This is a genomic window from Betaproteobacteria bacterium, assembly GCA_016194905.1.
In the GTDB taxonomy this organism is placed as follows: Bacteria; Pseudomonadota; Gammaproteobacteria; order Burkholderiales; family JACQAP01; genus JACQAP01.
This window is the reverse complement of the sequence record JACQAP010000021.1, coordinates 452,564-471,276: the sequence shown is the minus strand read 5'-3', so window position 1 is coordinate 471,276 and position 18,713 is coordinate 452,564. Positions and strand designations below refer to the sequence as shown.

Sequence of the window (18,713 nt, the reverse complement as noted above, 5' to 3'; positions counted from 1 at the left end):
CGCGTCAGTTCGCGTAACGCGGTTGCAACAGCCGGCCGGAAGCCAGCAGGATCGAAATGCAAACGATCGAGGTCACCACGACCAGAAAATTCGCGACGTCGTCTTTTCCTGCCTGCACTGCTTCGTAGACTGCTATGGAAAGTGTCTGGGTACGGCCGGGAATGCTGCCGGCGACCATCAGCGTGGCGCCGAACTCGCCCATCGCACGCGCAAATGCAAGCATCGCCCCAGCCAGGATGCCGCGCCATGCGAGCGGCAATGTCACCCAGATAAAGACTTCGAATTCCGATTTGCCGAGTACGCGGGCAGCCTGCTCGTACTGGCGCTCGACCCCCTCGAAAGCCGCTCGCGCGGCTTTATAGACCAGCGGAAAAGCGACGACCGCCGCCGCAATCACCGCACCCTGCCAGGTAAATATGAGCGTGATGCCGAGTTTGTCGTAGAGCCATTCGCCGATGACGCCTCGCCGGCCCACCAGCACCAGCAGATAGTAGCCAAGCACGGTCGGCGGCATCACCATCGGCAAGGTCATCGTGGCGTCCACCACTTCCCGGCCGAGAAAGCGCAGGCGAGCGACCGCGAACGCAATGGCGATCCCGAAAATCGTTGCGAGCAAAGTCGCCCAACCCGCGACCTTGAGGGTAAGCAACAGAGGAACCAGGACTTCCTGGGAGGTCATCAAGCCCGAATTTCCTTCGGCGTACCGATATATACCAGCTTATATAACGACGAAGGCTAACTACAATACGGGCTGCCGTCAAGAAATCAACCCTGCCTCATGACGCCGTTCAACCAAAAGGAGAACCCGGTAATCGGCGAGGTGGTCAGGCTTTGCGCCGTGGCGCCACGAGACAACGTCGAAGGCTCCGGCGCATGACCGGCTTTCCGCAGTGCCTTGCCGTATCGAAAAACAGAGAGGGAACAACGCCGGAAAAGTCATTTGTCCTGAAGACGATGGATTGCATTCGAACCGGCATTTCCGTCATTGGCGGATATCCGGCGCAGGCAGCGTAACCGCACGTTCGTCGCGCAGGTAGGTTGCCATCTTGAAGACTTCCACATCATCGAGATGAAAACACCACTCGAATCCGCCACTGGTAATCAGCACCAATAGCAGGGAATCATCTGCCAGGTCACGCTCCAGCGACCAGGCTTCCGGGCTGCGGATGATTCTCAAGGCCTTGTTACCGCGCCCGCGCGGCAGGGCAACTTGCTGAATTTCGGGCAGCACTCTCATCAAGGAGTCCAGGCTTGCGGTGGGAAATTCCAGCGCAAGCGCCCGCCCCTCGTTGTCAATTAGCTGCAATCGAAAACGTGTGCCATCCCGCGAGACTTCGAATCCCGTGCAAACCTGGCCCTGGATCACCTCATGCTTCACTTTTCACGAATCTCGGCGCGCTTCAACCGCTCACGTTCGCTACTTGCAATTTGTTCCCAGTATTTGCGGTAGGCAGACTCCTGCACCGCATTTGTCGCAAGCGCCGGATTTGCCGTCCTGCGGTTTTCAGCCCATGCCGCTTGCAGGCGCGCCAAAATCCATGCCTCCCTGTGGAATTCCAAGGCGGGCAACTGGTTGGTGGCTCTTATTTCGCGTCTTGCCGACCTGCTGTTCTTCAGGATCAGGACATTTTCGACTGAAAATGCCCCACTGGAATCGATGCGGCAGAGGCCGTACTTGAATGGTCCTCGGCCACGCTGCGTCCACTTACCCGAACGAAACCAGAAGTCGCACCATTGCGGCAATGTCAGACGCCACGGCACATCCGTCCTCTTGCCATTTGTTCTCTGCTGCAAGAAAGCCAGGCGCTCCGCATGCGTGAACTTGTCGAGCTCCGCGGCTGTGCATCCATATACGCGCAGGGAATAGGGCTTGACCGGCGGCTTGCGGGGCTTGTTGCGGTTGCGTATGGCAAGACCGCCATTGGTCTTGTCCAGACCAAATTTCTTCAGGATCTTCCTCACGCGTTCAGAACTGATACCGAAGCAAGATCCGATCGCGGCGAGTGTTTCACCCGCCGCATATCGGTTGCAGATTTCCTGATTGCGAGCATAGAGAACGGGGTTTGCCCGACGTGCAGTCCTGATATTGAAAGGAACTTGCATATCCATTGGCATCGCCTCCGGTCGCGGGATTGCTTACAGGTGCTTGGTCGGAACGCTCAGAACTTGTCGAAGTTCGCCGGCAACCGGATGACGGTCACCGGATTGTTCTTGTTGTTCGGAGAAGTCGCCGACAGTTCCGGGATCACCAGCAGATAACTGCCATCGCTTTGCTTGCTGACCGCAATGTCGGCCGGGCCGGCCAGTTTCTTCTCACGATCGAATATCAGAGTCATCGGCTTGCCGTAAGGCGGAGTGACGACCACAGTATTGGTCTTGACGATTTCCGTATCCAGCCGCACCGAGCCGGCAAAATCCAGTCCGTCAAGCGCACCCAATCCGCGTGCGAACGGCTCCGGCAGGTGTCCAGCCGCGAAATCCTCTTTGGTGACGCGGTACATACCGCCTTCGGCCGGGTCCTTGAGTCCCGCCGCCACGCCCACCGTATTGAAATGGATCGCCCCGTCCAGCGCCACTTCGATGCCGTCCGGTCCGCCGTCGGGAACGCCGATATAAGACAGCGGCGCATCCTTGCCCTCGGCGAGACTGTCCAAGGAGCCCAGCGGGAACATGTAAACACCGCCGCCCTTGGTATCGAGCGGCGGAACGAACAAACCACCGCCAATCCCCGTGTCGGCCAAATACAGGTTGCCCTGCCGGTCGAAAGCCAGCGCATTGGCGAGCGTCGCGGTTACTCCGCTGACTTTCTCGGCGGCGGACCCTGCGCCGAGCTTGATCGCGCCCAGCACCTTACCGTCGGCGTTGAACGCAAGGATCTTCGGATCGAGCACCGAAGGATCCTTGACCTCGGTTCCGTCCGCCTCCGCCAGCGGCGCCCAAGCTTCAGCCAGGAAAATCGTTCCTTTCGGGAATTTCCTCGTCGCGACCGTGCTGACGGCCATACCCAAAGGACCAGTCAGGCCAGCGATGAGCTTTTCCTTGACCATTTTGAGGGTGCCGTCCGGTTGCACCGACAGCTTGCTGATGTAGCCGCCCTTGTGGGTCCAGTGGAATCCCTTGTCCGGCATGCCCAGTTCGGCTGAATTGGAAATAAAAACGGTTTTTCCATCAGCACTGAAAATGGCCCCCTCGGGATTGTCGAACGCTTCCAGAACCTGCAGGACCTGGCCCTTGACCGGATAAGGATCCGGTCCGTCTGCAAACGCAGTGTTCACTGCCAGTCCGAGCATGCTCGCGAGCAGGAACGGCAATGCGGTAGCTGTTTTTCTCATGTTCTTGATCTCCTCGTCTTCTGGATGGATTACGCCTGCATTCTGGAATAGGATTTCCTTATCGTTATATCCATATAAATATAACGATATTCGCGCAATTTCCCGCCGAGATCGCCGCAGCTTCACAATTCATGTCGGAATTCAGTCGGAAAAAATTGAGCAGCACCCCCGAAGGGGCGCTGCTCGAGGCTCGAATGGGAGGTTTACGTGCGGAACGAACTCGTTCCTTTTCGTCCAACAGCAAGCCACCCACACGCTATATTCTTATGGATATAACGATACGTCAAGCTGTTTGTCGAACCGCTTTCAAATAAATCGCCTGGGCCATCATTCAGGTCAGCGGCATGAATCAAACGCCATGAACCTGCGAAAAGCACTATCGATAGGGCTCCTCATCGACGAACTGCTTCGTTCGGTCGTCATTGCGGGCTGGGTACGCGCTCACGCGCGAGGCCGCGGTTCGCGGTGGCCTCGATCAGTTGGTGTTTGTCGAGGCTGCGCAAGGAAGCAGTGATGATGGACCATCCGCTCTCCGGTAGAGTGTGCGTCTATCCACATCAGACAGGCCTCAAGCATGCCTCTACGTCACTGGGAGCGACACCGCACTGATCGCATCGGCTGGCTGCGCGCGGCGGTATTGGGCGCGAACGACGGCATCGTTTCAACGGCGAGCCTGGTGCTGGGCGTTGCCGCTGCGCACGCGACTCACGGCAACGTCATGGTTGCGGGGGTCGCCGGGCTGGTAGCCGGCGCCATGTCGATGGCTGCCGGTGAATATGTCTCCGTCCACTCGCAGGCGGACACCGAACAGGCCGACCTCGAGCGAGAACGCAAGGAACTCCAATCAGACGACCAGGGCGAGCGCCACGAACTGGCGGCGATCTATGTCGGGCGCGGCCTTGATCCGGCGCTGGCGAAACAAGTCGCCGATCAACTCATGGCGCACGATGCGCTCGGGGCTCATGCCCGCGATGAACTCGGCATCACCGAGGCGTTGAGCGCGCGGCCGACGCAGGCTGCGTTTGCGTCGGCCGGCAGCTTCTCCGTGGGCGCGGCCATGCCCCTCCTCGTCACAGCCATTGCGCCGGACGCGAGCCTGATCTCCCTCGTCGCGGGAACTTCGCTGGTGTTCCTCGCCCTCCTCGGGGCGCTGGCCGCGCGCGCGGGCGGCGCGGGCATGATCGTGGGCGCAATGCGCGTCACATTCTGGGGTGCACTGGCCATGGGGCTGACCGCTGGCGTCGGTGCTCTGTTCGGAGCGGTTGCGTGAGACGCCAGGGCCAGGCGGATATCGCCGGAGCAGCGCGACTTCCTCAAATCGCCTGTTCAAATCGCCGCCGAGCTTCCGATCCTGCTCCTGCAAACCATCGCGGCGACGCTTGGAATAAACTGGTCATCGCTGGTTCCGGATGAAAATGAAACCTGACGGTCCGTGCCACCAGGGACCGATCGCCAGCGCACAAGTAAAGGGAATGGAGAATGCTCGAACTCAGACCCACCTGCGAACACTGCAACCGTAAGCTGCCGCCCGACTCGATAGAGGCGATGATCTGCAGCTTCGAATGCACCTTCTGCAAAACTTGCGTCGAAAGCCTGTTCGGGAACTTCTGTCCGAACTGCGGGGGCGGATTCTCCTCGCGTCCGATTCGGCCGACGAGGAACTGGAAAGGCGATAATTTCCTGGGCAAATATCCGGCGAGTGCCGCCGTGAAGCACCGGCCCGTCAATCTGGACGCACATAAGGAGCTGGCCGCAAAGATCGGATCCCTCCCGCCCGAAAAACGGTGAACCCCCGGCCAGACTTGCGGACCGCCCCGCTGCCGCCGGATGACCATCAAATCTTGAATACATGAGGTATCCCCTGTGAGCAGCGACGCTGAACGCTCTTCCCCTCTCATGATTCTCGTGGCCGGGCCCTACCGGTCCGGGACGAACGATGATCCCGTGCTGATTGCCGGCAATGTCCGGGCGATGACCGACATGGCTCTGCGGCTCTTCCGGGCCGGTCATCTTCCGGTGCTCGGCGAGTGGCACGCGCTACCGCTGATCGAGTTCGCCGGTTCGAAGCAAATCGGCGATGCCGCCTTCGATGAAATCTTCCATCCGATTTCCCGCCGTCTGGTCGCCAAATGCGATGCCTGCCTGCGCATCGGCGGTCCTTCGAAGGGAGCCGATGAAATGGTGGCGCTGGCGCGATCATTTCAAAAACAAGTATTCTTCCGCTACGAAGATGTTCCGCTCGCGCCATAGTCCCGCAGAGTACGGCGACCGTTGAAGCCGAACGCGCTGCGCGATCCCGGCGCAGAACAGTTGGATAGCGAATGACGGAATCAACATATATCTTCCAAGGCCGCTGCCATTGCGGGGCGATTGAATTCGAACTGCGCACTTCGCGTCCGCCGGCCCAATGGACAGTCCGTGCCTGCCAATGCAGCTTCTGCCGCAGCCATGGCGCGCGGACGACGTCGGATCCCGAGGGTTCAATTCGGTTCAGCATTCCGGATAGGTCGAAATTGAATCGCTATCGCTTCGGATCGCGTTCCGCCGACTTCTTCATTTGCCGCGATTGCGGCGTTTATGTGGCCGCGGCGATCCATTCCGCCCGCGGCCAATTTGCCACGCTCAACGTCAACATACTATCGCCTCCGGTCGACGTTCCGGTCGCGACCGCGATTTCGTACGAAGGGGAATCTCCCGAACAAAAGCTGGCGCGGCGCGAGCAAAAATGGACGCCCGTGGTCGACGTTGCCTAGCATTGCGCAACGGGCATCGGATGGTCGCCGGGTGCCGGCACTACGTCTAGACTGGATCTGCCGCCCAGTCCTGCGCCAAAGGACATATCATGAAAAAAGCCGATTGGTACTTCGATTTCATCTCGCCCTTCGCCTATATCGGGCTGGCCCGCCTCGGACGGCTCTCGCAAAAGCTGGATGTACGCTACAGGCCGGTCCTGTTCGCCGGCCTGCTCAATCATTGGGAACAGAAAGGGCCGGCGGAGATCCCGCCCAAGCGCGTATGGACTTACCGCTGGTGCACCTGGTGGGCCGCCCAACAAGGCATCGCATTTCGCTCCCCGGCCGTCCATCCCTTCAATCCATTGCCCTACCTGCGGCTTGCCGTCGCTTCCGGCAATACGCCCCTTGCCGTGCGCCGCATCTTCGAAGCCATTTGGACGACGGGCGCCGATCCGGCCGATGAGCGGGCATTCGCCGAACTCGCGCGCTCGCTGGATGTCGATCCTTTACGACTCGGCGATCAGGCGATCAAGGACGCTCTGCGGCTGGAAACCGACCAAGCCGTGTCCCGCGGCGTATTCGGCGTGCCGACGCTATTCGTTGACGACGAACTGTTCTGGGGTGCGGACGCCATGGACTTCGTCGAGGCCTATCTCGCCGATCCCGGCATCGTCGCCACGGATGAAATGAAACGAGCAAGCACGCTGCCGGTCGGGGCATCGCGCAAGCGGGACTGATCCGCACTTATCGAGGAGAAAGACTCATATGCCCGAAGCCAATCGCGGAGGATGGAAAACCTGATGTGTTCCAGTTCGAGGCCGCGACAATGACATTGAGCGCCAGTCTCTAGAGTTCGGATTGCTGCCGCAGGTATTCCCTGCGCTTCATCTCCAGATATTCCTTCTGCCCGATTTCGTGCAACTGGCGGGGATAGCGTTCCACGGCCGCATACCAGTCGTTGAGGCGTTTCTCGAGCCGCGCTGATGGCGGCACCGACAGCGCCCCGAGATAGGCTTCGATCGCCAGGTAATAGCGCATGACGTTGCGTTCGACCAGGCCGCGCAGGCCATCGATGTATTCCACCTGTCCGTCGTTACGCTTGCCCGTTACGGTAAAACCCACCTTCTTGCTTCCGGCCGTGCTCAAATAGGCGTGAATCGCCACTTTCGCCGCAGTACCGCAGGCATAGGAATACGCCAGATGGACGAAAGTCTGCTCGCCTTGCAGTGGAACGGCTTCGAGCAGGATGGAATAGTTGCGAGTGCCGAGGGGCCCCTTGGCCGCGTCCAGAACCACCGCGAGATGATCCGGTGTGGCCGCGATCACGCGATACGAAAACTCCACGCGATAGCTTTGCGCGATCGACTGTTCGGACATTCTGCCGATATTGATCTTGAGCGCAGTCCACGCACCTTCGCTGGATGCCCGGCAGTACTTCGTGTTCAGGTGCAGGATCAGGATGTCGCACCAGTGGGCCGGTTCCTTCAGCGCGGACTGCACAGTCGGAAACGGATGCTGGACGAGCGCGTAAAGGTTGCCCTTCACCTCGCCGGAATTTTCGCTGGAATCGAGATATAACGGCTTCTGGAACGGGTTGTCCTCGAGCTTGCCCCTCAGTTCGGTGAATTTCGCGCGAAGAACCGTTGCCGGGGTCGCAAAGGCGCTTTCCACGTGAACCATGCCTCCTCCCGCACAGACGAGCAATACGATAAAAAGCCGGGCCATCAGGCGCAGATGCCCGCCGGCGAGATTCGTCCGGGCATGGCTGCCTCGCGCATACGTAATAGCTGCGCGCGCCACGGGCCCCTGGAAATCGACTTGAAGATCGCCGGGGGGACCGTGCGGGCATTCGGAGCGAGAGATGTCAAGTTCCATGAATTTCGGCCATCGCGGGCCGGCGGAGACCACCGACATAAAGGAGACTGCTGCCAGCGCGAAACGTTCCTCGCCGACGGCATCCGCCGGCGTGCGGAGATTAATGAGAAAATCCGGCTTTCTCGGCAACGCCTTCAATGCATGGACACGACATCGGCCCCCGGGCGCACGGATGCGCAACTGCGGGAGACCAACCGCCGCTTCTACGATGCCCTGTGGCGCGACGCCCGTCTTGTGGAACCGCGGCGATTCAACACCTGGCCGCTGGTGAGCGCACTGGTTTCGCAATTGCATTCCCGGCTGGAAGTCGCGCCAGGCCTGCGGCCGCGGCTGCCTGTCGAGGGCACGCACTTCGTCGACCTGAGCGAGCCGGCGATTGCCCAACTGCGGCCGCGCGCCGCCAGCGTCACGCTCGGTTCGATTACGGCCCTGCCGTTCGTCAGCGGAAAGTTCGACCTGGTCTGCGCCTTCGACATCGTCGAACACGTCGACGACGAGGACGCGGCATTGTCCGAGCTGTCGCGCGTGTGCGATGCCGGCGGTGTCCTGCTGATTGCCGTGCCGCTGCATCCCTCGCGCTGGACGCCGTTCGACGATTTCGTCGGACACTGCCGCCGTTACGAACCGCAGCGTCTGCTGGCCAAATTGAGCGAATACGGTTTCTCGGTCGAGAGCAGCGCCGTGTACGGCATGCAGCCGAAATCGTCGCGCTTGCTCGACCTCGGCATGTGGTGGCTCACGCACCGGCGTGAACAGGCGATGTGGTGGTACAACCGCGTGATGATGCCGCTCGGCGTGCGCTTCCAGAAAAAACTGTTGCTGTGTCCCGGCATGATCGACGCCGAAGACGTCGATGAAGTACTGCTGGTATGCCGCAAGCGGCAAGCCCGACCGGTCAGGTTTTCCTGATGACCTTGCGGTAAGTCATTTCGATGTTCAGGCCGATGCGGTCGCGATACTGGCCGAGCGGATGCTTGGACATGCCCTGCTCGTATTTTCCGGCAAGCCGATCGGGCAGCGTCCTCTTCATTTCGTCGAGGCTGGCGCCCTCGGCGTCCGCCGTTTTGACTGCGGAGACCAGGTCGGCAAGATAGCCGCGGAAGAAAGTCAGATGTTCCTTCGGCATCACGCCGCCGTGGCCGGGAATGATCTGCGTGAAATCGAATTTCTCGAGTGCGTCGAGCGTGCGCACCCAGTCCTCCGGATAGCCGTCGTTCATGAACGGCATCCAGTCGATCAGCGCGTCACCGGTCGCCACCACTTTTTCCTTCGGCAAGTGGATGAATACGTCGCCGTCGGTGTGGCCGCGGCCCAACAGCAGGATCCGGATTTCGCGGTCGCCCACGTTCAGCGTGACCGTCTTGTCGAAGGTCCGGGTCGGCAGGGCCGGTTTCAACTGCCGCAGTTCTTCCAAGTAGGCCTCGGTCTGCCGCAGGTTCGCTTCCAGCCGCGCTTTCTGCGCGGCGTCGGTGGCTGATGCAAGGTCGTTGCCGAGTTTTTCGATTTCCTTCGGCACCAGTTCCAGTTGCTTTTCGATGTACGCAACACCGCCCGACCCCGCGTCCGGCCGTGTCAGATTCTCGCGGGTACGCTCAGACGTGATGATTTCGAGGCCGGGGAACGCTTCTGCGTAGACCTGGTTGCCCTGCCAGTGATCCCAGTGGAAATGGGTGTTGACGATCCTTTTGATCGGTTGCTTCGTGATCGACTGGATTTCACGATAAAGAGCGAAGGCAGCCGATGGCTTGGAATGGGAATCCACCACGACGACGCCGTCATTGGTCAGAATCACAGCGGCATTCGAATTGACCTTGTAGCGCGGCGCCGCAATCGCGGCGTAAATACCGTCCGCCACCGGCTTGAGCTCGAACAGTTCCTTGTCGGCGGTGCTTGCATCGGCCGCCATGGCACAGCAGGGATCGGGATGATCGAGCGTCTGCAATGCCGCCAGGGTGGCGCCGGCGCCGATCAGGAAATCACGTCGTGTCCATGAAGAATTCATGAGCTGTCTCCTCCGGTGTGTCGTTGCAGCGGATCTGGCGGCCGGCGATCCTGCCGGTTTGCAGGAAAACCAGCTTACAGCATTGCAGCTATCATTGCCGGCACGACAACGGCGCGGCGCGCCCGGCGAAAGCACCCATGAAAATAGATGCCGTCGACCATCTGGTTTTGACCGTGCAAGACATCGATGCGACCTGCGCGTTCTACGGCAAGGCGCTGGGAATGCAGGTCGTGGTTTTCGGCGGCGGCCGCAAGGCGCTGGCCTTTGGATCGCAGAAGATCAACCTGCATCAGCAGGGAAAGGAATTCGAGCCGAAGGCGCATCGTCCCACGCCGGGGTCCGGCGATCTTTGCCTGATCACTTCGGTTGCGCTGCCGGAAGTCATCGCGCACCTGGAAGCCTGCGGCGTGGACTTGATCGACGGGCCGGTGAAACGGTCCGGTGCGGTGGGAACGCTGCTATCGGTGTATTTCCGCGATCCGGACCTGAACCTGATCGAGGTTTCCAACTACGTCCACGATTGAGCCGCGCGCAGCCTGACCGGCATGGGTGCGAAGCCTGAACCCAAGCCACCGGCCGTGGAACCGCTAAACGCCTGATTGAGCGTGCCGGATGATCCCGGCACCCCGGCCCGCCAGCGGCCGTTTCCGGGCAAGGCAGGTGTGCGAGCTTGGAAAAACTGCGTGTAAGTTCGATTGACGGGGCACGGCGGCTTTGGTCTGATGTTCCTCTTCGTCGTCATGGAGCATCGTCATACGTGTTTGCGCGAATCAACTTCCTGCTCGGCCTCGGCCTGCTGATCCAGATTACGTTCTACTTTGCAGGCGTCTACCTGCTAATCCTGCCGCTGTCGGCCGTCGCGCCGGACTGGGTCAAGCCCACGGCCGGCTTTGCGATCCTGGCTGCGGTGGGCGTGACGGTACAGTTGCTTTCGATGGCCATGAGCAACCTGCGCGGCATCGCGCTCTATGCAAAGGGCGAGCGTCCCGGCAGGCTCGCCTTCACAAGCCAGGCGGCCATGATATTCGGCCACGTCGGCACTATCTACGCGGCGAGCGGCCTGCTCATTCGCGGCGAGCCGATCGCCGACGTGAGACTGCTGATTATCGCGACGCTGTATTTCGCCGGCGCGGCACTGGCCATCCACGAGTGGCGGCAGCGCAAGCTCACCCGCGTCTGATCTTCTTCTCCCAGCAGTAACTGCACGGGAAGCACCGGTGAAAAGTCCGCAACGGATCTGGACCATCGGCCACTCGACCTTGCCTGACACGGAATTCATCGCGCTGCTGCACACGCATGGCATCGAGCTGATGGCGGACGTCAGGCGTTTCCCTTCCTCGCGCCACCATCCGCAGTTCAATGGCGAATCCCTGACCGAGTCGCTCGCTGCAGTCGGAATCGACTATCTGCATTTCCCGGAATTGGGTGGCCGCCGCGAGCCGCGGCCGGGCTCGGTGAACACAGGCTGGCGCCAAGCCGGATTTCGCGGCTACGCCGATTACATGCAGACCGCGGAATTCCGAGCCGGTACCGTGCGTTTGCTCGGGGCTGCGTCGTCGCGACGCTGTGCGATCATGTGCGCCGAGAAGGCGTGGCAGAACTGCCACCGTGGTCTGATATCCGATGTACTGAAAGCCTCGGGTCTCGAGGTTTTCCATATCGTCGATCGCGAGCACGACGAGCAGCACCCCTATACGAAACCCGCACGCCTCATCGACGGAATCCTCTCCTACGCCGCCACAACACCCACGCAATCCCGTCTCGACCTGTGACACGGGACATCACGTGAATTCCGGCTAACATAGCCGTATCGATATCGTTGCCGCATCATGGAAACTACCCGTCGCAAGAATGTCACTCGCTGTCATTGGGCCGAAAACGGCAACCCGCTCTACGTCGCTTACCATGACGCCGAATGGGGCGTGCCGCAGCACGACGACCGGGTGCTGTTCGAATTCCTGATCCTGGAAGGCGCGCAGGCCGGCCTGTCTTGGTCCACCATCCTCAACAAACGCGAGAATTACCGCAAGGCGTTTTCCGGCTTCGACCCAGGCAAGGTCGCGAAATACGACGAGGCGAAGATCGCCCGGCTGCTGCAGGATCCCGGCATCGTGCGCAACCGGCTGAAAGTCGAATCAGCCGTGACCAATGCGCGGGCTTTCCTGGAAGTGCGAAAGGAGTTCGGCAGTTTCGACGCCTACGTCTGGGCGTTCGTCGATGGCAGGCCTTTACAGAACGGGTGGAAGACGCACAAGCGGGTGCCGGCCAGCACCCGGCAATCCGATGCGATGAGCCAGGACCTGAAGGCGCGTGGCTTCAAGTTCGTCGGCAGCACCATCATGTATGCCTTCATGCAAGCCACCGGCATGGTGAACGACCATACCTGCAACTGCTTTCGCTGGAAGCAGTTGCAGGGGCGAGGGGTGAGGAAAACAAAATCATGAAATCGGAAAAGAACTACACCATCTCCAAGGACGCGCGGCGGGTGAGCATAGTGGACGCGCTCGATGCCGTATCGAAAATCAAGGACGGCCTGCCGTCGGCGGCGGTATTCGAACACGGCACGCTCCAGGTCAAGATGTATCGTCCGGCCGGACAGGACCGGCAGAAACCGCACACCCGCGACGAGATCTACGTGATCGCGCAGGGCTCCGGCTGGTTCGTCAACGGGTCCGAGCGCCATTCGTTCCATGCCGGTGACGTATTGTTCGTGCCGGCCGGCATCGAACACCGCTTTGAGGTATTTACCGACGACTTCTGTACCTGGGTCATGTTCTACGGACCTGACGGCGGCGAAAGGCCGCCGTCGGGTTAGACGAGAAGAAGGTGAAAGGTAAAAATTTGAAATTAACAGCCACTCCCAATACGGATTCCAATCACAATGACTGAAGCAACTCATCAAGAATTGATCGTCGATCAGTTCAGCAGACAGGCGATTCCATTCTCGACGGCCAAAACAATCGCCGACGAGAAAGCGCTTCAGTTGCTGATCGATTCCGTCGGCGCAGGACCGGACGATACGGTGCTCGACGTCGCTTGCGGCGGCGGCAATGTGGTGTGCGCTTTCGCCGGGATTGTGCGTCATGCGACAGGCATCGACATGACACCCGCCATGCTGGACCGCGCGCGCGCGGTGGCGCGGGAAAAGTCCCTCTCCAACGTAAGCTGGGATCAGGGGCAGGCGACTTCCCTGCCCTATGCCGACGGCGCCTTTACCATTGTCGTCACGCGCTTCAGCTGCCATCATTTCATCGAACCGCTCGCCGTTCTGAAGGAGATGATCCGCGTCTGTGCGCCGGGTGGGCGCGTGCTGGTCGCGGACATGCACACCTCCGCCGATTCCGCCAAGGGTGCCGAGTTCAACCGCATGGAGCTGTTGCGCGACCCCTCCCATGTGCGCGCGCTGCCGGTCGCCGAATTGAAGGCATTGTTCCCCGCCTCCGGGCTTCCCGAAGCCCGGATCACGTTTTACGAATTGCGCGACGAACTGGAAAACCTGCTGGGCCGGTCCTTTCCCAATCGTGGCGACGACGACAAAATTCGCGAGATCTTCAGAACGTCCGCCCGCGACGATCGACTCGGCATCCCGATCCGGCTCGAAGGGACACGGGTTCACTACGCCTATCCGGTCGCGGTCCTGGTGGCAACGCGCCCCTGATGATCAGGGCACCCGTTTGGCACAGGACAGTTCCAGGCCGGATTTCTGGGAAAGCCGCTACCGCGACAACGTCATCCCATGGGATGCGGGCAAGGTACCCGCATCGCTGCAGAGGTACGCGCGAAACCTGTCCCCCGGAGCCCGTGTGCTGATTCCGGGATGTGGATCGGCTTACGAAGCGGCTTACCTGGCCGACAAAGGCTTCGACGTCCTGGCGATCGACTTCAGCCCTGCCGCCGTCGATACGGCGCGAAGGAATCTTGCCGGCTTCCCGGACATCGTGCGCCTGGCGGATTTCTTCGACTTCGATGCCGGTCAGCCCTTCGATGTGATCTACGAACGCGCCTTTCTGTGCGCCCTGCCCAGGAAAATGTGGAGTGGCTACCCCGATCGATGTGCGGAGCTGTTGAAACCGAACGGCGTCATCACAGGATTCTTCTTCTTCGCCGATTCGCCCAAGGGACCGCCTTTCGGTACCAGCCAGGCCGAACTCAATAGACTGATGCAGCCGTGGTTCGACTGCGTCGAAGACCTGCCGGTTGTGGACTCGATCGAAGTATTCGCCGGCAGGGAAAGGTGGCAGGTCTGGCGCCAGAAGTCTTTGCGGGCTTCAGAGCAGAACTCAACGCAGGAACCCGATTCCAGAGAGCGCCTCTTGCGAGAGTAATGTTTCCTTTGATGATGAGCGGGCGTCAACGAATCAAGTTGCCCGGCGCGCTTTCAATCGACTGCACAAGGGAAACAGTCATAGTGACCATGCGTGTCGATGATTCACGGTGCTTCATCGAGACGCCCAACGTCTTGTTGAACGGCGCGCGGCTCTATGCGCGTCCGCTCGAACTAAAGTTAGAACCACTTCAGCCACGATGGCTTCGCTCCCGACTCTTGTTTCTTGAGCTTTAGTAACGACATGAAATTTACGAAAAACATGATGGTTCCGAACACCCCTAATGCCACAAACGCGTCAACACCCTTATAAATTAAATCATTGAACATCCTGTTCTTCGCTATATCGATCTTTACTTGCAACAACGCAATCTTGCGCAGGTGTTCAATGTCATTAATTGTCTCGATTTGCGCGGTTATGTCCCCTCGTTGATTTTGAATGAGCGGGCGAGGCAGGAAATAATAAAAGGCAACGTTCGTGCTGATCGTGAAAATAAGAAAGACTCCGCCAATAACCGCGTTTTGCCATAAGAGGCGTTTCATAACATTGGTTCCCTGGTTAAGGGGTTCTAACGCACAGCTAACCGGGCGCCGGAGCGCGTAGTGCGGCGGGTACCCAACAGCAACGCCGTTGGGCGCTCGGGTTGAACGCCGGGTTATGTGTCACTAGAGTTGATACCTGGTGATGTCGAGCGACCCATGAAAGACACCCAGAATATCCACGTTTCCGTCGTCTTTGATGAGGTACGCGATTCGGTAATGCCCGTAGAGCAATACGCGCACGTGGCGCGATGAGATCGTATAGCGCGAACCGATCTCAGGGAAACTCTTGAGATCTTGTGCCCGATCGTAAATACCCTGCACCGTACGCGCTGCGGCTTGGGGGTTATCCGCAGCAATGTATTCAAAGATGTCGGTAAGCCAGCGCTGAGCCTCGTCGGTCCAGCTTATTTCTGCCATGACCGAATGCGCCGCCCCATTTCTTCATTTGAGATGGCGCGCTTCGCGTCCGAATCGGTGAGCCCCCGCTCGACCATGGCGTGAAAGGCAAGCTCGCGAATGATCTCTTCTCGTGAACTGTCCTCAGGCTGCCCCTGAATCAAGCGGGTGAGTTCTTCCTTCACTGTTGACATAGGTCAAGCCTCCACGTTGCTTCAATTCTGCCATAGCAGGCCGTGCTGTGCGAATGACACATAACGCCGCGCATAAAGCGCCGCGCAAGTGCGTAGCTCTTGCGCGGTCGAGTGAGCGAAGCGAACGACTTTGATGCGCATGTTAGCTCTGCTCAAATTGGTATTTTGGAGAGATTTAGCAACGGCACTCCAGCGACCTCACTACAGAGCTTGAAAAATGTGGACACCTCAGTTTGACCGATGTTTGTAATGACCCAATAACCGCGGACTTGAACTGAATTCTCCTCGGTAAGATGAGCGCTGTCGATGTAGAGGTGGTCTCGGGAGGCTGCAACGTAGTGACGAAGCTTCAGAGGCTTTTCCATCCACCGTTTGTCATCGAGAGCAGCAAGCTTCGATAGAAAGGAGGCATCCGCATCAGCAAAGACCTCAATGAGACGAACAACAAGCTCTCGCAAAGTTGGCGCCGTATAAACGTCAAAGCGCTCACGCATTGAACCTACGCGACTCTGCACGATGAAACGCGTTGAGTCTCGGACCATGCTGCCGTAGAGACCAGTTATACGAGACGTACTCATTAGGCCTTCTCTTCTGGATAGCTAACGTGAATTCGACTTCCGAAACGTCGGCGATCCTGGTACAGGCCTTTCGGCGTTTCTTGAAATGCCTTGAGTTCCAGATGTTTGGCGACCACTGTTCATGAGGACAGTTACCTCGAAGTCGGGTTATTTGCCGCCGTATCACGAAATAGGCTGCGTGGAGGCCGGACGATGGTAACGGAATCAAGGATTTCGTCAATTGACACTTGTGGCTCCCGCCTCCGGGATAGGCCGCGTGCGTGAATGTTTATTGGCGCCCTGTCAGTTCAGATTACCTGTCTAGCCACGCCCAAGAGCAGCCAGTTGTCGATCATGCCAACGAGCCAAAAGGAGCTGCGACACGATCGCCCCGCACAGCGCGAGGAACATGTCCCACTGGGTATCCCAGATGTCGCCTTGCGTGGCGAGGAAGGCATCGGCCGCGGTTCCGGTGCCGACCGCTACCCACCACTCCACGAATTCGTAGAACGCGGACACCGCAAGGCAGATGCAGGTGACGATGAAGAACAACCAGCCCTTGCCGTTGACCACGCCGTTGCGCAGCAGGATTTCCCGCGCGATGATCGCCGGCACCGCGCCCTGCATGAAGTGCCCGAGCCTATCGTAGTAGTTGCGAGCCAGACCGTATTCATCCTTCACCCAGTTGAACAGCGGCATCTCGGCGTACGTCCAGTGCCCGCCGAGCATCAGCACCAGGGCGTGCAGCCAGATCAGGCAATAGACCAGCATGGTCAGCTTGACCCGCGGATAAATGGCCAGCAGCACCACGGCTGCCACCATCGCCGGCACGACTTCGAGAAACCATACGAAGCGATCGACCGGCTTGATACCTGACCAGGCCAGAATCAGCAGGAAAGTCACAAGCAGCGCAACGTGCCAATGTCTGGATGTCATGTGCGGATGCCGCGTAAATACCGTGAATGTCGTGAATATCGTGAATGCCGTGAAGCCCGGAAAAGCGTGTCGCATGCTTGCTTAAGTCGATTTACGATATTCACGACATTCACGATATTCACGACGCTCACGGCACCAAATCTACTTTCAAAAATACCTTCCTGTCGTCCGATACGTTGGCGCTGCGCCGAGAAATCGTGCCGCCATCGGTCTGCACGCGGCTCTGGTCTACCCCGCCTATCTCCATCCATTCGCCCAGCCTCCCCGATACGACAGTATCGACCCGCTGCACGTTGAAGGTTTGCGAATTCTGATCGGCCACGGTATCGCGGCGCGAACTGATCTCCAGCGTGACCCGGTCGCCGTTGACACGCGGCCTGACGCGAAATCCGGTATCTGCATCGCGGTACTCCACCGATTCGGAAATCTGCGCACCCTGCGGTGTCTGGATTACGCTGCGGCTGCGTATCGGAACCGATTGCCCGATGCGAATGAGCGCTTCGTTACCCTCCAGCACCTGCACGGTTTGTACGCCGCGATCGGTGGCAGCGGACTGCGAACTGAGCACCCGTGCCCGCGCGACGTTGTCGCCTTTGCGCACCTCGGCGGTGGCGCCTTGCTTGCTGCGGCTGCCCGGCGCGGTCACCCATGCGCTATCAGTACCGATGCTGCCCGAGACCTCCGCTTCGGACGCAAGGCCGGTTCCGGCCGCCTCCTGGCGCACCGATATCGCCAGCCGCTTCGGCATGGTATCGACTGCGTCGAGCACCTTGCGCAGTTCCGCGAGGTTCTGCGGCGTCGTGCGCACGATCACGCGGTTCTGCAAAGCGCTGATGGTGCCGCCCGGCGCCAGCAACGGCTTGAGCATAGGCACGATCTGCTCGGCGCTGCGGTATTTCAGATCGATGACTTCGAGGACGGTTTGTTGCGCCTGGGCCGTTGCGAGCCACCCCAGCATGACCACATAGAAGAGCACGTGTGCAACCGCGTACACCACGCCTGACACCTTTCGCCTCACGTCCATTTCAACCTCCATTCCCGCGGCAATTCACGGCTCGCCGGATCCTGGCGGTAGAACTGCGCAAGCTGCTCGTAGACCCGCGGATAAACCGCCTTCACGATATCCGGCATCTCGAAGAAAGCCTCGCTGAGGACGGCGAAGAATTCCCCCGGCGACTCGGCCGCATACGGATCGATTTCGGTATGTTCTTCCCTCTTCACCCGCACGCAAAGATCTTTGTAGGCGGCATTAAACGCCTGGGACCACAGCCGGCGATCCATGCCGGCATGCAAGGGCGGAAAGCCGTTGGCTTCGCCGTTGAGCATGTCGAGCTTGTGGGCGAACTCGTGGATGACCACGTTCATGCCGTCCATCTCACCCGCGTGCTCCACATCCGCCCACGAAAGGATCACGGGACCGCGGAGCCAAGCCTGGCCGGCGTAAGACATGGCGTCGGTTTCGACGAGGCCCTCGGGATTGCGGAACTCATGGCCCGAGACGAACTCGTCGGGATAGACGATGACCTCGACCCAGCCATCGTAGTGTTCGATGCCCAGTTCGAGCACCAGGATGCAGGCCTGGACTGCGATGCCAAGCTTCATTTCCTGGTTGAGCGTCAGGCCACCGGCCGCCGAAATCTGCTTGCCGTGCATGAACAGGATCGCCAGATCCTTCAGCCGCGCGCGCTCGTCATCGTTCAGGCGTGCCACGAACGAAAAACGTTCGGTAACACGCCGCCATGTCGCATCGCCCAGATCGGACTTACGTAGGATGCGCCGCCTGCGCCATTGCCTGAAGCCGAACATGCTTTCCGCCTGC

At 59.6% G+C, this 18,713-nt stretch carries 26 protein-coding genes; 13 read left to right on the top strand and 13 right to left on the bottom strand.

Translation table 11 applies throughout. From position 1 onward, the window contains the following. Nucleotides 1-4: 4 nt before the first annotated feature. From modB to HY067_16270, 4 genes are all read right to left on the bottom strand, one after another. Nucleotides 5-679, bottom strand: coding sequence for a molybdate ABC transporter permease subunit (gene modB / locus HY067_16285; protein ID MBI3529511.1), 675 nt, complete (start codon nucleotides 677-679; stop codon nucleotides 5-7). A gap of 303 nt (nucleotides 680-982) precedes the next feature. Beyond that, nucleotides 983-1,378 carry a hypothetical protein gene (locus HY067_16280; protein ID MBI3529510.1) on the bottom strand — a complete coding sequence of 132 codons (396 nt, stop codon included), beginning with the start codon at nucleotides 1,376-1,378 and terminating at the stop codon, nucleotides 983-985. Then, nucleotides 1,375-2,109, bottom strand: a complete 735-nt coding sequence (locus tag HY067_16275; protein MBI3529509.1) for a hypothetical protein — start codon at nucleotides 2,107-2,109, stop codon at nucleotides 1,375-1,377. The genes HY067_16280 and HY067_16275 overlap by 4 nt, the downstream gene beginning before the upstream one ends. Before the next feature lie 50 nt (nucleotides 2,110-2,159). Continuing rightward, nucleotides 2,160-3,332 carry a hypothetical protein gene (locus HY067_16270; GenBank protein MBI3529508.1) on the bottom strand — a complete coding sequence of 391 codons (1,173 nt, stop codon included), beginning with the start codon at nucleotides 3,330-3,332 and terminating at the stop codon, nucleotides 2,160-2,162. 574 nt (nucleotides 3,333-3,906) lie between these two features. Here HY067_16270 and HY067_16265 point away from each other — a divergent pair. From HY067_16265 to HY067_16245, 5 genes are all read left to right on the top strand, one after another. After that, the gene (locus tag HY067_16265) at nucleotides 3,907-4,602 is read left to right on the top strand and encodes a VIT family protein (protein ID MBI3529507.1); all 696 of its coding nucleotides are present in this window, start codon (nucleotides 3,907-3,909) and stop codon (nucleotides 4,600-4,602) included. Between the two features lie 209 nt (nucleotides 4,603-4,811). Further along, entirely contained in the window at nucleotides 4,812-5,120 is a 309-nt protein-coding gene (locus HY067_16260; protein MBI3529506.1) for a DUF1272 domain-containing protein, read from the top strand. 108 nt (nucleotides 5,121-5,228) lie between these two features. Further along, nucleotides 5,229-5,582 (top strand): DUF4406 domain-containing protein, encoded by a 354-nt coding sequence (locus HY067_16255; GenBank protein MBI3529505.1) that lies wholly within the window; start codon nucleotides 5,229-5,231, stop codon nucleotides 5,580-5,582. 71 nt (nucleotides 5,583-5,653) lie between these two features. Continuing rightward, a complete protein-coding gene (locus tag HY067_16250) occupies nucleotides 5,654-6,085 on the top strand; it encodes an aldehyde-activating protein (protein MBI3529504.1) in 432 nt (143 codons plus the stop codon). An 89-nt stretch (nucleotides 6,086-6,174) separates the two neighbouring features. After that, entirely contained in the window at nucleotides 6,175-6,804 is a 630-nt protein-coding gene (locus HY067_16245; protein ID MBI3529503.1) for a 2-hydroxychromene-2-carboxylate isomerase, read from the top strand. 109 nt (nucleotides 6,805-6,913) lie between these two features. Here HY067_16245 and HY067_16240 read toward each other — a convergent pair whose 3' ends face one another. Next, nucleotides 6,914-7,942: a hypothetical protein gene (locus HY067_16240; protein MBI3529502.1), complete on the bottom strand. Its 1,029-nt coding sequence runs from the start codon at nucleotides 7,940-7,942 to the stop codon at nucleotides 6,914-6,916. A 141-nt stretch (nucleotides 7,943-8,083) separates the two neighbouring features. Here HY067_16240 and HY067_16235 point away from each other — a divergent pair, with 141 nt between their 5' ends. After that, nucleotides 8,084-8,851: a class I SAM-dependent methyltransferase gene (locus HY067_16235; protein MBI3529501.1), complete on the top strand. Its 768-nt coding sequence runs from the start codon at nucleotides 8,084-8,086 to the stop codon at nucleotides 8,849-8,851. Here HY067_16235 and HY067_16230 read toward each other — a convergent pair. Continuing rightward, complete coding sequence (locus tag HY067_16230; GenBank protein ID MBI3529500.1) at nucleotides 8,838-9,944, bottom strand: MBL fold metallo-hydrolase; 1,107 nt, start codon at nucleotides 9,942-9,944, stop codon at nucleotides 8,838-8,840. The two genes, HY067_16235 and HY067_16230, sit on opposite strands and share 14 nt — an antisense overlap. Before the next feature lie 137 nt (nucleotides 9,945-10,081). On the opposite strand from HY067_16230, the gene HY067_16225 reads away from it, so the two are divergent. From HY067_16225 to HY067_16195, 7 genes are all read left to right on the top strand, one after another. Beyond that, a complete protein-coding gene (locus HY067_16225) occupies nucleotides 10,082-10,468 on the top strand; it encodes a VOC family protein (GenBank protein MBI3529499.1) in 387 nt (128 codons plus the stop codon). A 233-nt stretch (nucleotides 10,469-10,701) separates the two neighbouring features. Continuing rightward, the gene (locus HY067_16220) at nucleotides 10,702-11,124 is read left to right on the top strand and encodes a hypothetical protein (GenBank protein ID MBI3529498.1); all 423 of its coding nucleotides are present in this window, start codon (nucleotides 10,702-10,704) and stop codon (nucleotides 11,122-11,124) included. Between the two features lie 130 nt (nucleotides 11,125-11,254). Then, nucleotides 11,255-11,716 (top strand): DUF488 domain-containing protein, encoded by a 462-nt coding sequence (locus HY067_16215; GenBank protein ID MBI3529497.1) that lies wholly within the window; start codon nucleotides 11,255-11,257, stop codon nucleotides 11,714-11,716. A gap of 57 nt (nucleotides 11,717-11,773) precedes the next feature. Next, nucleotides 11,774-12,388, top strand: coding sequence for a DNA-3-methyladenine glycosylase I (locus HY067_16210; GenBank protein ID MBI3529496.1), 615 nt, complete (start codon nucleotides 11,774-11,776; stop codon nucleotides 12,386-12,388). Continuing rightward, nucleotides 12,385-12,759, top strand: a complete 375-nt coding sequence (locus tag HY067_16205) for a cupin domain-containing protein (GenBank protein MBI3529495.1) — start codon at nucleotides 12,385-12,387, stop codon at nucleotides 12,757-12,759. Before HY067_16210 ends, HY067_16205 begins: the two co-directional genes overlap by 4 nt. Before the next feature lie 66 nt (nucleotides 12,760-12,825). After that, on the top strand, nucleotides 12,826-13,602 hold the full coding sequence (locus HY067_16200) for a methyltransferase domain-containing protein (protein MBI3529494.1): 777 nt from the start codon (nucleotides 12,826-12,828) through the stop codon (nucleotides 13,600-13,602). Between the two features lie 16 nt (nucleotides 13,603-13,618). Beyond that, complete coding sequence (locus HY067_16195; protein MBI3529493.1) at nucleotides 13,619-14,269, top strand: methyltransferase domain-containing protein; 651 nt, start codon at nucleotides 13,619-13,621, stop codon at nucleotides 14,267-14,269. A 179-nt stretch (nucleotides 14,270-14,448) separates the two neighbouring features. On the opposite strand, the gene HY067_16190 is transcribed toward HY067_16195, so the two are convergent. The 7 genes from HY067_16190 to HY067_16160 all read right to left on the bottom strand — a co-directional run bounded on the left by HY067_16190 (nucleotide 14,449) and on the right by HY067_16160 (nucleotide 18,700). Further along, complete coding sequence (locus tag HY067_16190; protein ID MBI3529492.1) at nucleotides 14,449-14,811, bottom strand: hypothetical protein; 363 nt, start codon at nucleotides 14,809-14,811, stop codon at nucleotides 14,449-14,451. Nucleotides 14,812-14,934: 123 nt separating this feature from the next. Continuing rightward, nucleotides 14,935-15,228: a type II toxin-antitoxin system RelE/ParE family toxin gene (locus tag HY067_16185; protein MBI3529491.1), complete on the bottom strand. Its 294-nt coding sequence runs from the start codon at nucleotides 15,226-15,228 to the stop codon at nucleotides 14,935-14,937. Next, nucleotides 15,216-15,401, bottom strand: coding sequence for a hypothetical protein (locus HY067_16180; GenBank protein ID MBI3529490.1), 186 nt, complete (start codon nucleotides 15,399-15,401; stop codon nucleotides 15,216-15,218). The genes HY067_16185 and HY067_16180 overlap by 13 nt, the downstream gene beginning before the upstream one ends. Before the next feature lie 152 nt (nucleotides 15,402-15,553). Next, nucleotides 15,554-15,895, bottom strand: a complete 342-nt coding sequence (locus HY067_16175) for a hypothetical protein (protein MBI3529489.1) — start codon at nucleotides 15,893-15,895, stop codon at nucleotides 15,554-15,556. Nucleotides 15,896-16,279: 384 nt separating this feature from the next. Then, on the bottom strand, nucleotides 16,280-16,894 hold the full coding sequence (locus HY067_16170) for a DUF2238 domain-containing protein (GenBank protein ID MBI3529488.1): 615 nt from the start codon (nucleotides 16,892-16,894) through the stop codon (nucleotides 16,280-16,282). A gap of 127 nt (nucleotides 16,895-17,021) precedes the next feature. Next, nucleotides 17,022-17,918, bottom strand: a complete 897-nt coding sequence (locus HY067_16165; GenBank protein MBI3529487.1) for a hypothetical protein — start codon at nucleotides 17,916-17,918, stop codon at nucleotides 17,022-17,024. Next, nucleotides 17,909-18,700: a zinc-dependent peptidase gene (locus HY067_16160; GenBank protein ID MBI3529486.1), complete on the bottom strand. Its 792-nt coding sequence runs from the start codon at nucleotides 18,698-18,700 to the stop codon at nucleotides 17,909-17,911. The genes HY067_16165 and HY067_16160 overlap by 10 nt, the downstream gene beginning before the upstream one ends. Between the last annotated feature and the right edge of the window lie 13 nt (nucleotides 18,701-18,713).

Bases quoted from the DNA above. Each gene is read 5' to 3' on its own strand.
- modB (MBI3529511.1), bottom strand. From the start codon at position 679: ATGACCTCCCAGGAAGTCCTGGTTCCTCTGTTGCTTACCCTCAAGGTC.
- HY067_16275 (MBI3529509.1), bottom strand. From the start codon at position 2,109: ATGGATATGCAAGTTCCTTTCAATATCAGGACTGCACGTCGGGCAAAC.
- HY067_16270 (MBI3529508.1), bottom strand. From the start codon at position 3,332: ATGAGAAAAACAGCTACCGCATTGCCGTTCCTGCTCGCGAGCATGCTC.
- HY067_16265 (MBI3529507.1), top strand. From the start codon at position 3,907: ATGCCTCTACGTCACTGGGAGCGACACCGCACTGATCGCATCGGCTGG.
- HY067_16260 (MBI3529506.1), top strand. From the start codon at position 4,812: ATGCTCGAACTCAGACCCACCTGCGAACACTGCAACCGTAAGCTGCCG.
- HY067_16255 (MBI3529505.1), top strand. From the start codon at position 5,229: ATGATTCTCGTGGCCGGGCCCTACCGGTCCGGGACGAACGATGATCCC.
- HY067_16250 (MBI3529504.1), top strand. From the start codon at position 5,654: ATGACGGAATCAACATATATCTTCCAAGGCCGCTGCCATTGCGGGGCG.
- HY067_16245 (MBI3529503.1), top strand. From the start codon at position 6,175: ATGAAAAAAGCCGATTGGTACTTCGATTTCATCTCGCCCTTCGCCTAT.
- HY067_16240 (MBI3529502.1), bottom strand. From the start codon at position 7,942: ATGGAACTTGACATCTCTCGCTCCGAATGCCCGCACGGTCCCCCCGGC.
- HY067_16235 (MBI3529501.1), top strand. From the start codon at position 8,084: ATGGACACGACATCGGCCCCCGGGCGCACGGATGCGCAACTGCGGGAG.
- HY067_16230 (MBI3529500.1), bottom strand. From the start codon at position 9,944: ATGAATTCTTCATGGACACGACGTGATTTCCTGATCGGCGCCGGCGCC.
- HY067_16225 (MBI3529499.1), top strand. From the start codon at position 10,082: ATGAAAATAGATGCCGTCGACCATCTGGTTTTGACCGTGCAAGACATC.
- HY067_16215 (MBI3529497.1), top strand. From the start codon at position 11,255: ATGGCGGACGTCAGGCGTTTCCCTTCCTCGCGCCACCATCCGCAGTTC.
- HY067_16210 (MBI3529496.1), top strand. From the start codon at position 11,774: ATGGAAACTACCCGTCGCAAGAATGTCACTCGCTGTCATTGGGCCGAA.
- HY067_16205 (MBI3529495.1), top strand. From the start codon at position 12,385: ATGAAATCGGAAAAGAACTACACCATCTCCAAGGACGCGCGGCGGGTG.
- HY067_16200 (MBI3529494.1), top strand. From the start codon at position 12,826: ATGACTGAAGCAACTCATCAAGAATTGATCGTCGATCAGTTCAGCAGA.
- HY067_16190 (MBI3529492.1), bottom strand. From the start codon at position 14,811: ATGAAACGCCTCTTATGGCAAAACGCGGTTATTGGCGGAGTCTTTCTT.
- HY067_16185 (MBI3529491.1), bottom strand. From the start codon at position 15,228: ATGGCAGAAATAAGCTGGACCGACGAGGCTCAGCGCTGGCTTACCGAC.
- HY067_16180 (MBI3529490.1), bottom strand. From the start codon at position 15,401: ATGTCAACAGTGAAGGAAGAACTCACCCGCTTGATTCAGGGGCAGCCT.
- HY067_16175 (MBI3529489.1), bottom strand. From the start codon at position 15,895: ATGCGTGAGCGCTTTGACGTTTATACGGCGCCAACTTTGCGAGAGCTT.
- HY067_16170 (MBI3529488.1), bottom strand. From the start codon at position 16,894: ATGACATCCAGACATTGGCACGTTGCGCTGCTTGTGACTTTCCTGCTG.
- HY067_16165 (MBI3529487.1), bottom strand. From the start codon at position 17,918: ATGGACGTGAGGCGAAAGGTGTCAGGCGTGGTGTACGCGGTTGCACAC.
- HY067_16160 (MBI3529486.1), bottom strand. From the start codon at position 18,700: ATGTTCGGCTTCAGGCAATGGCGCAGGCGGCGCATCCTACGTAAGTCC.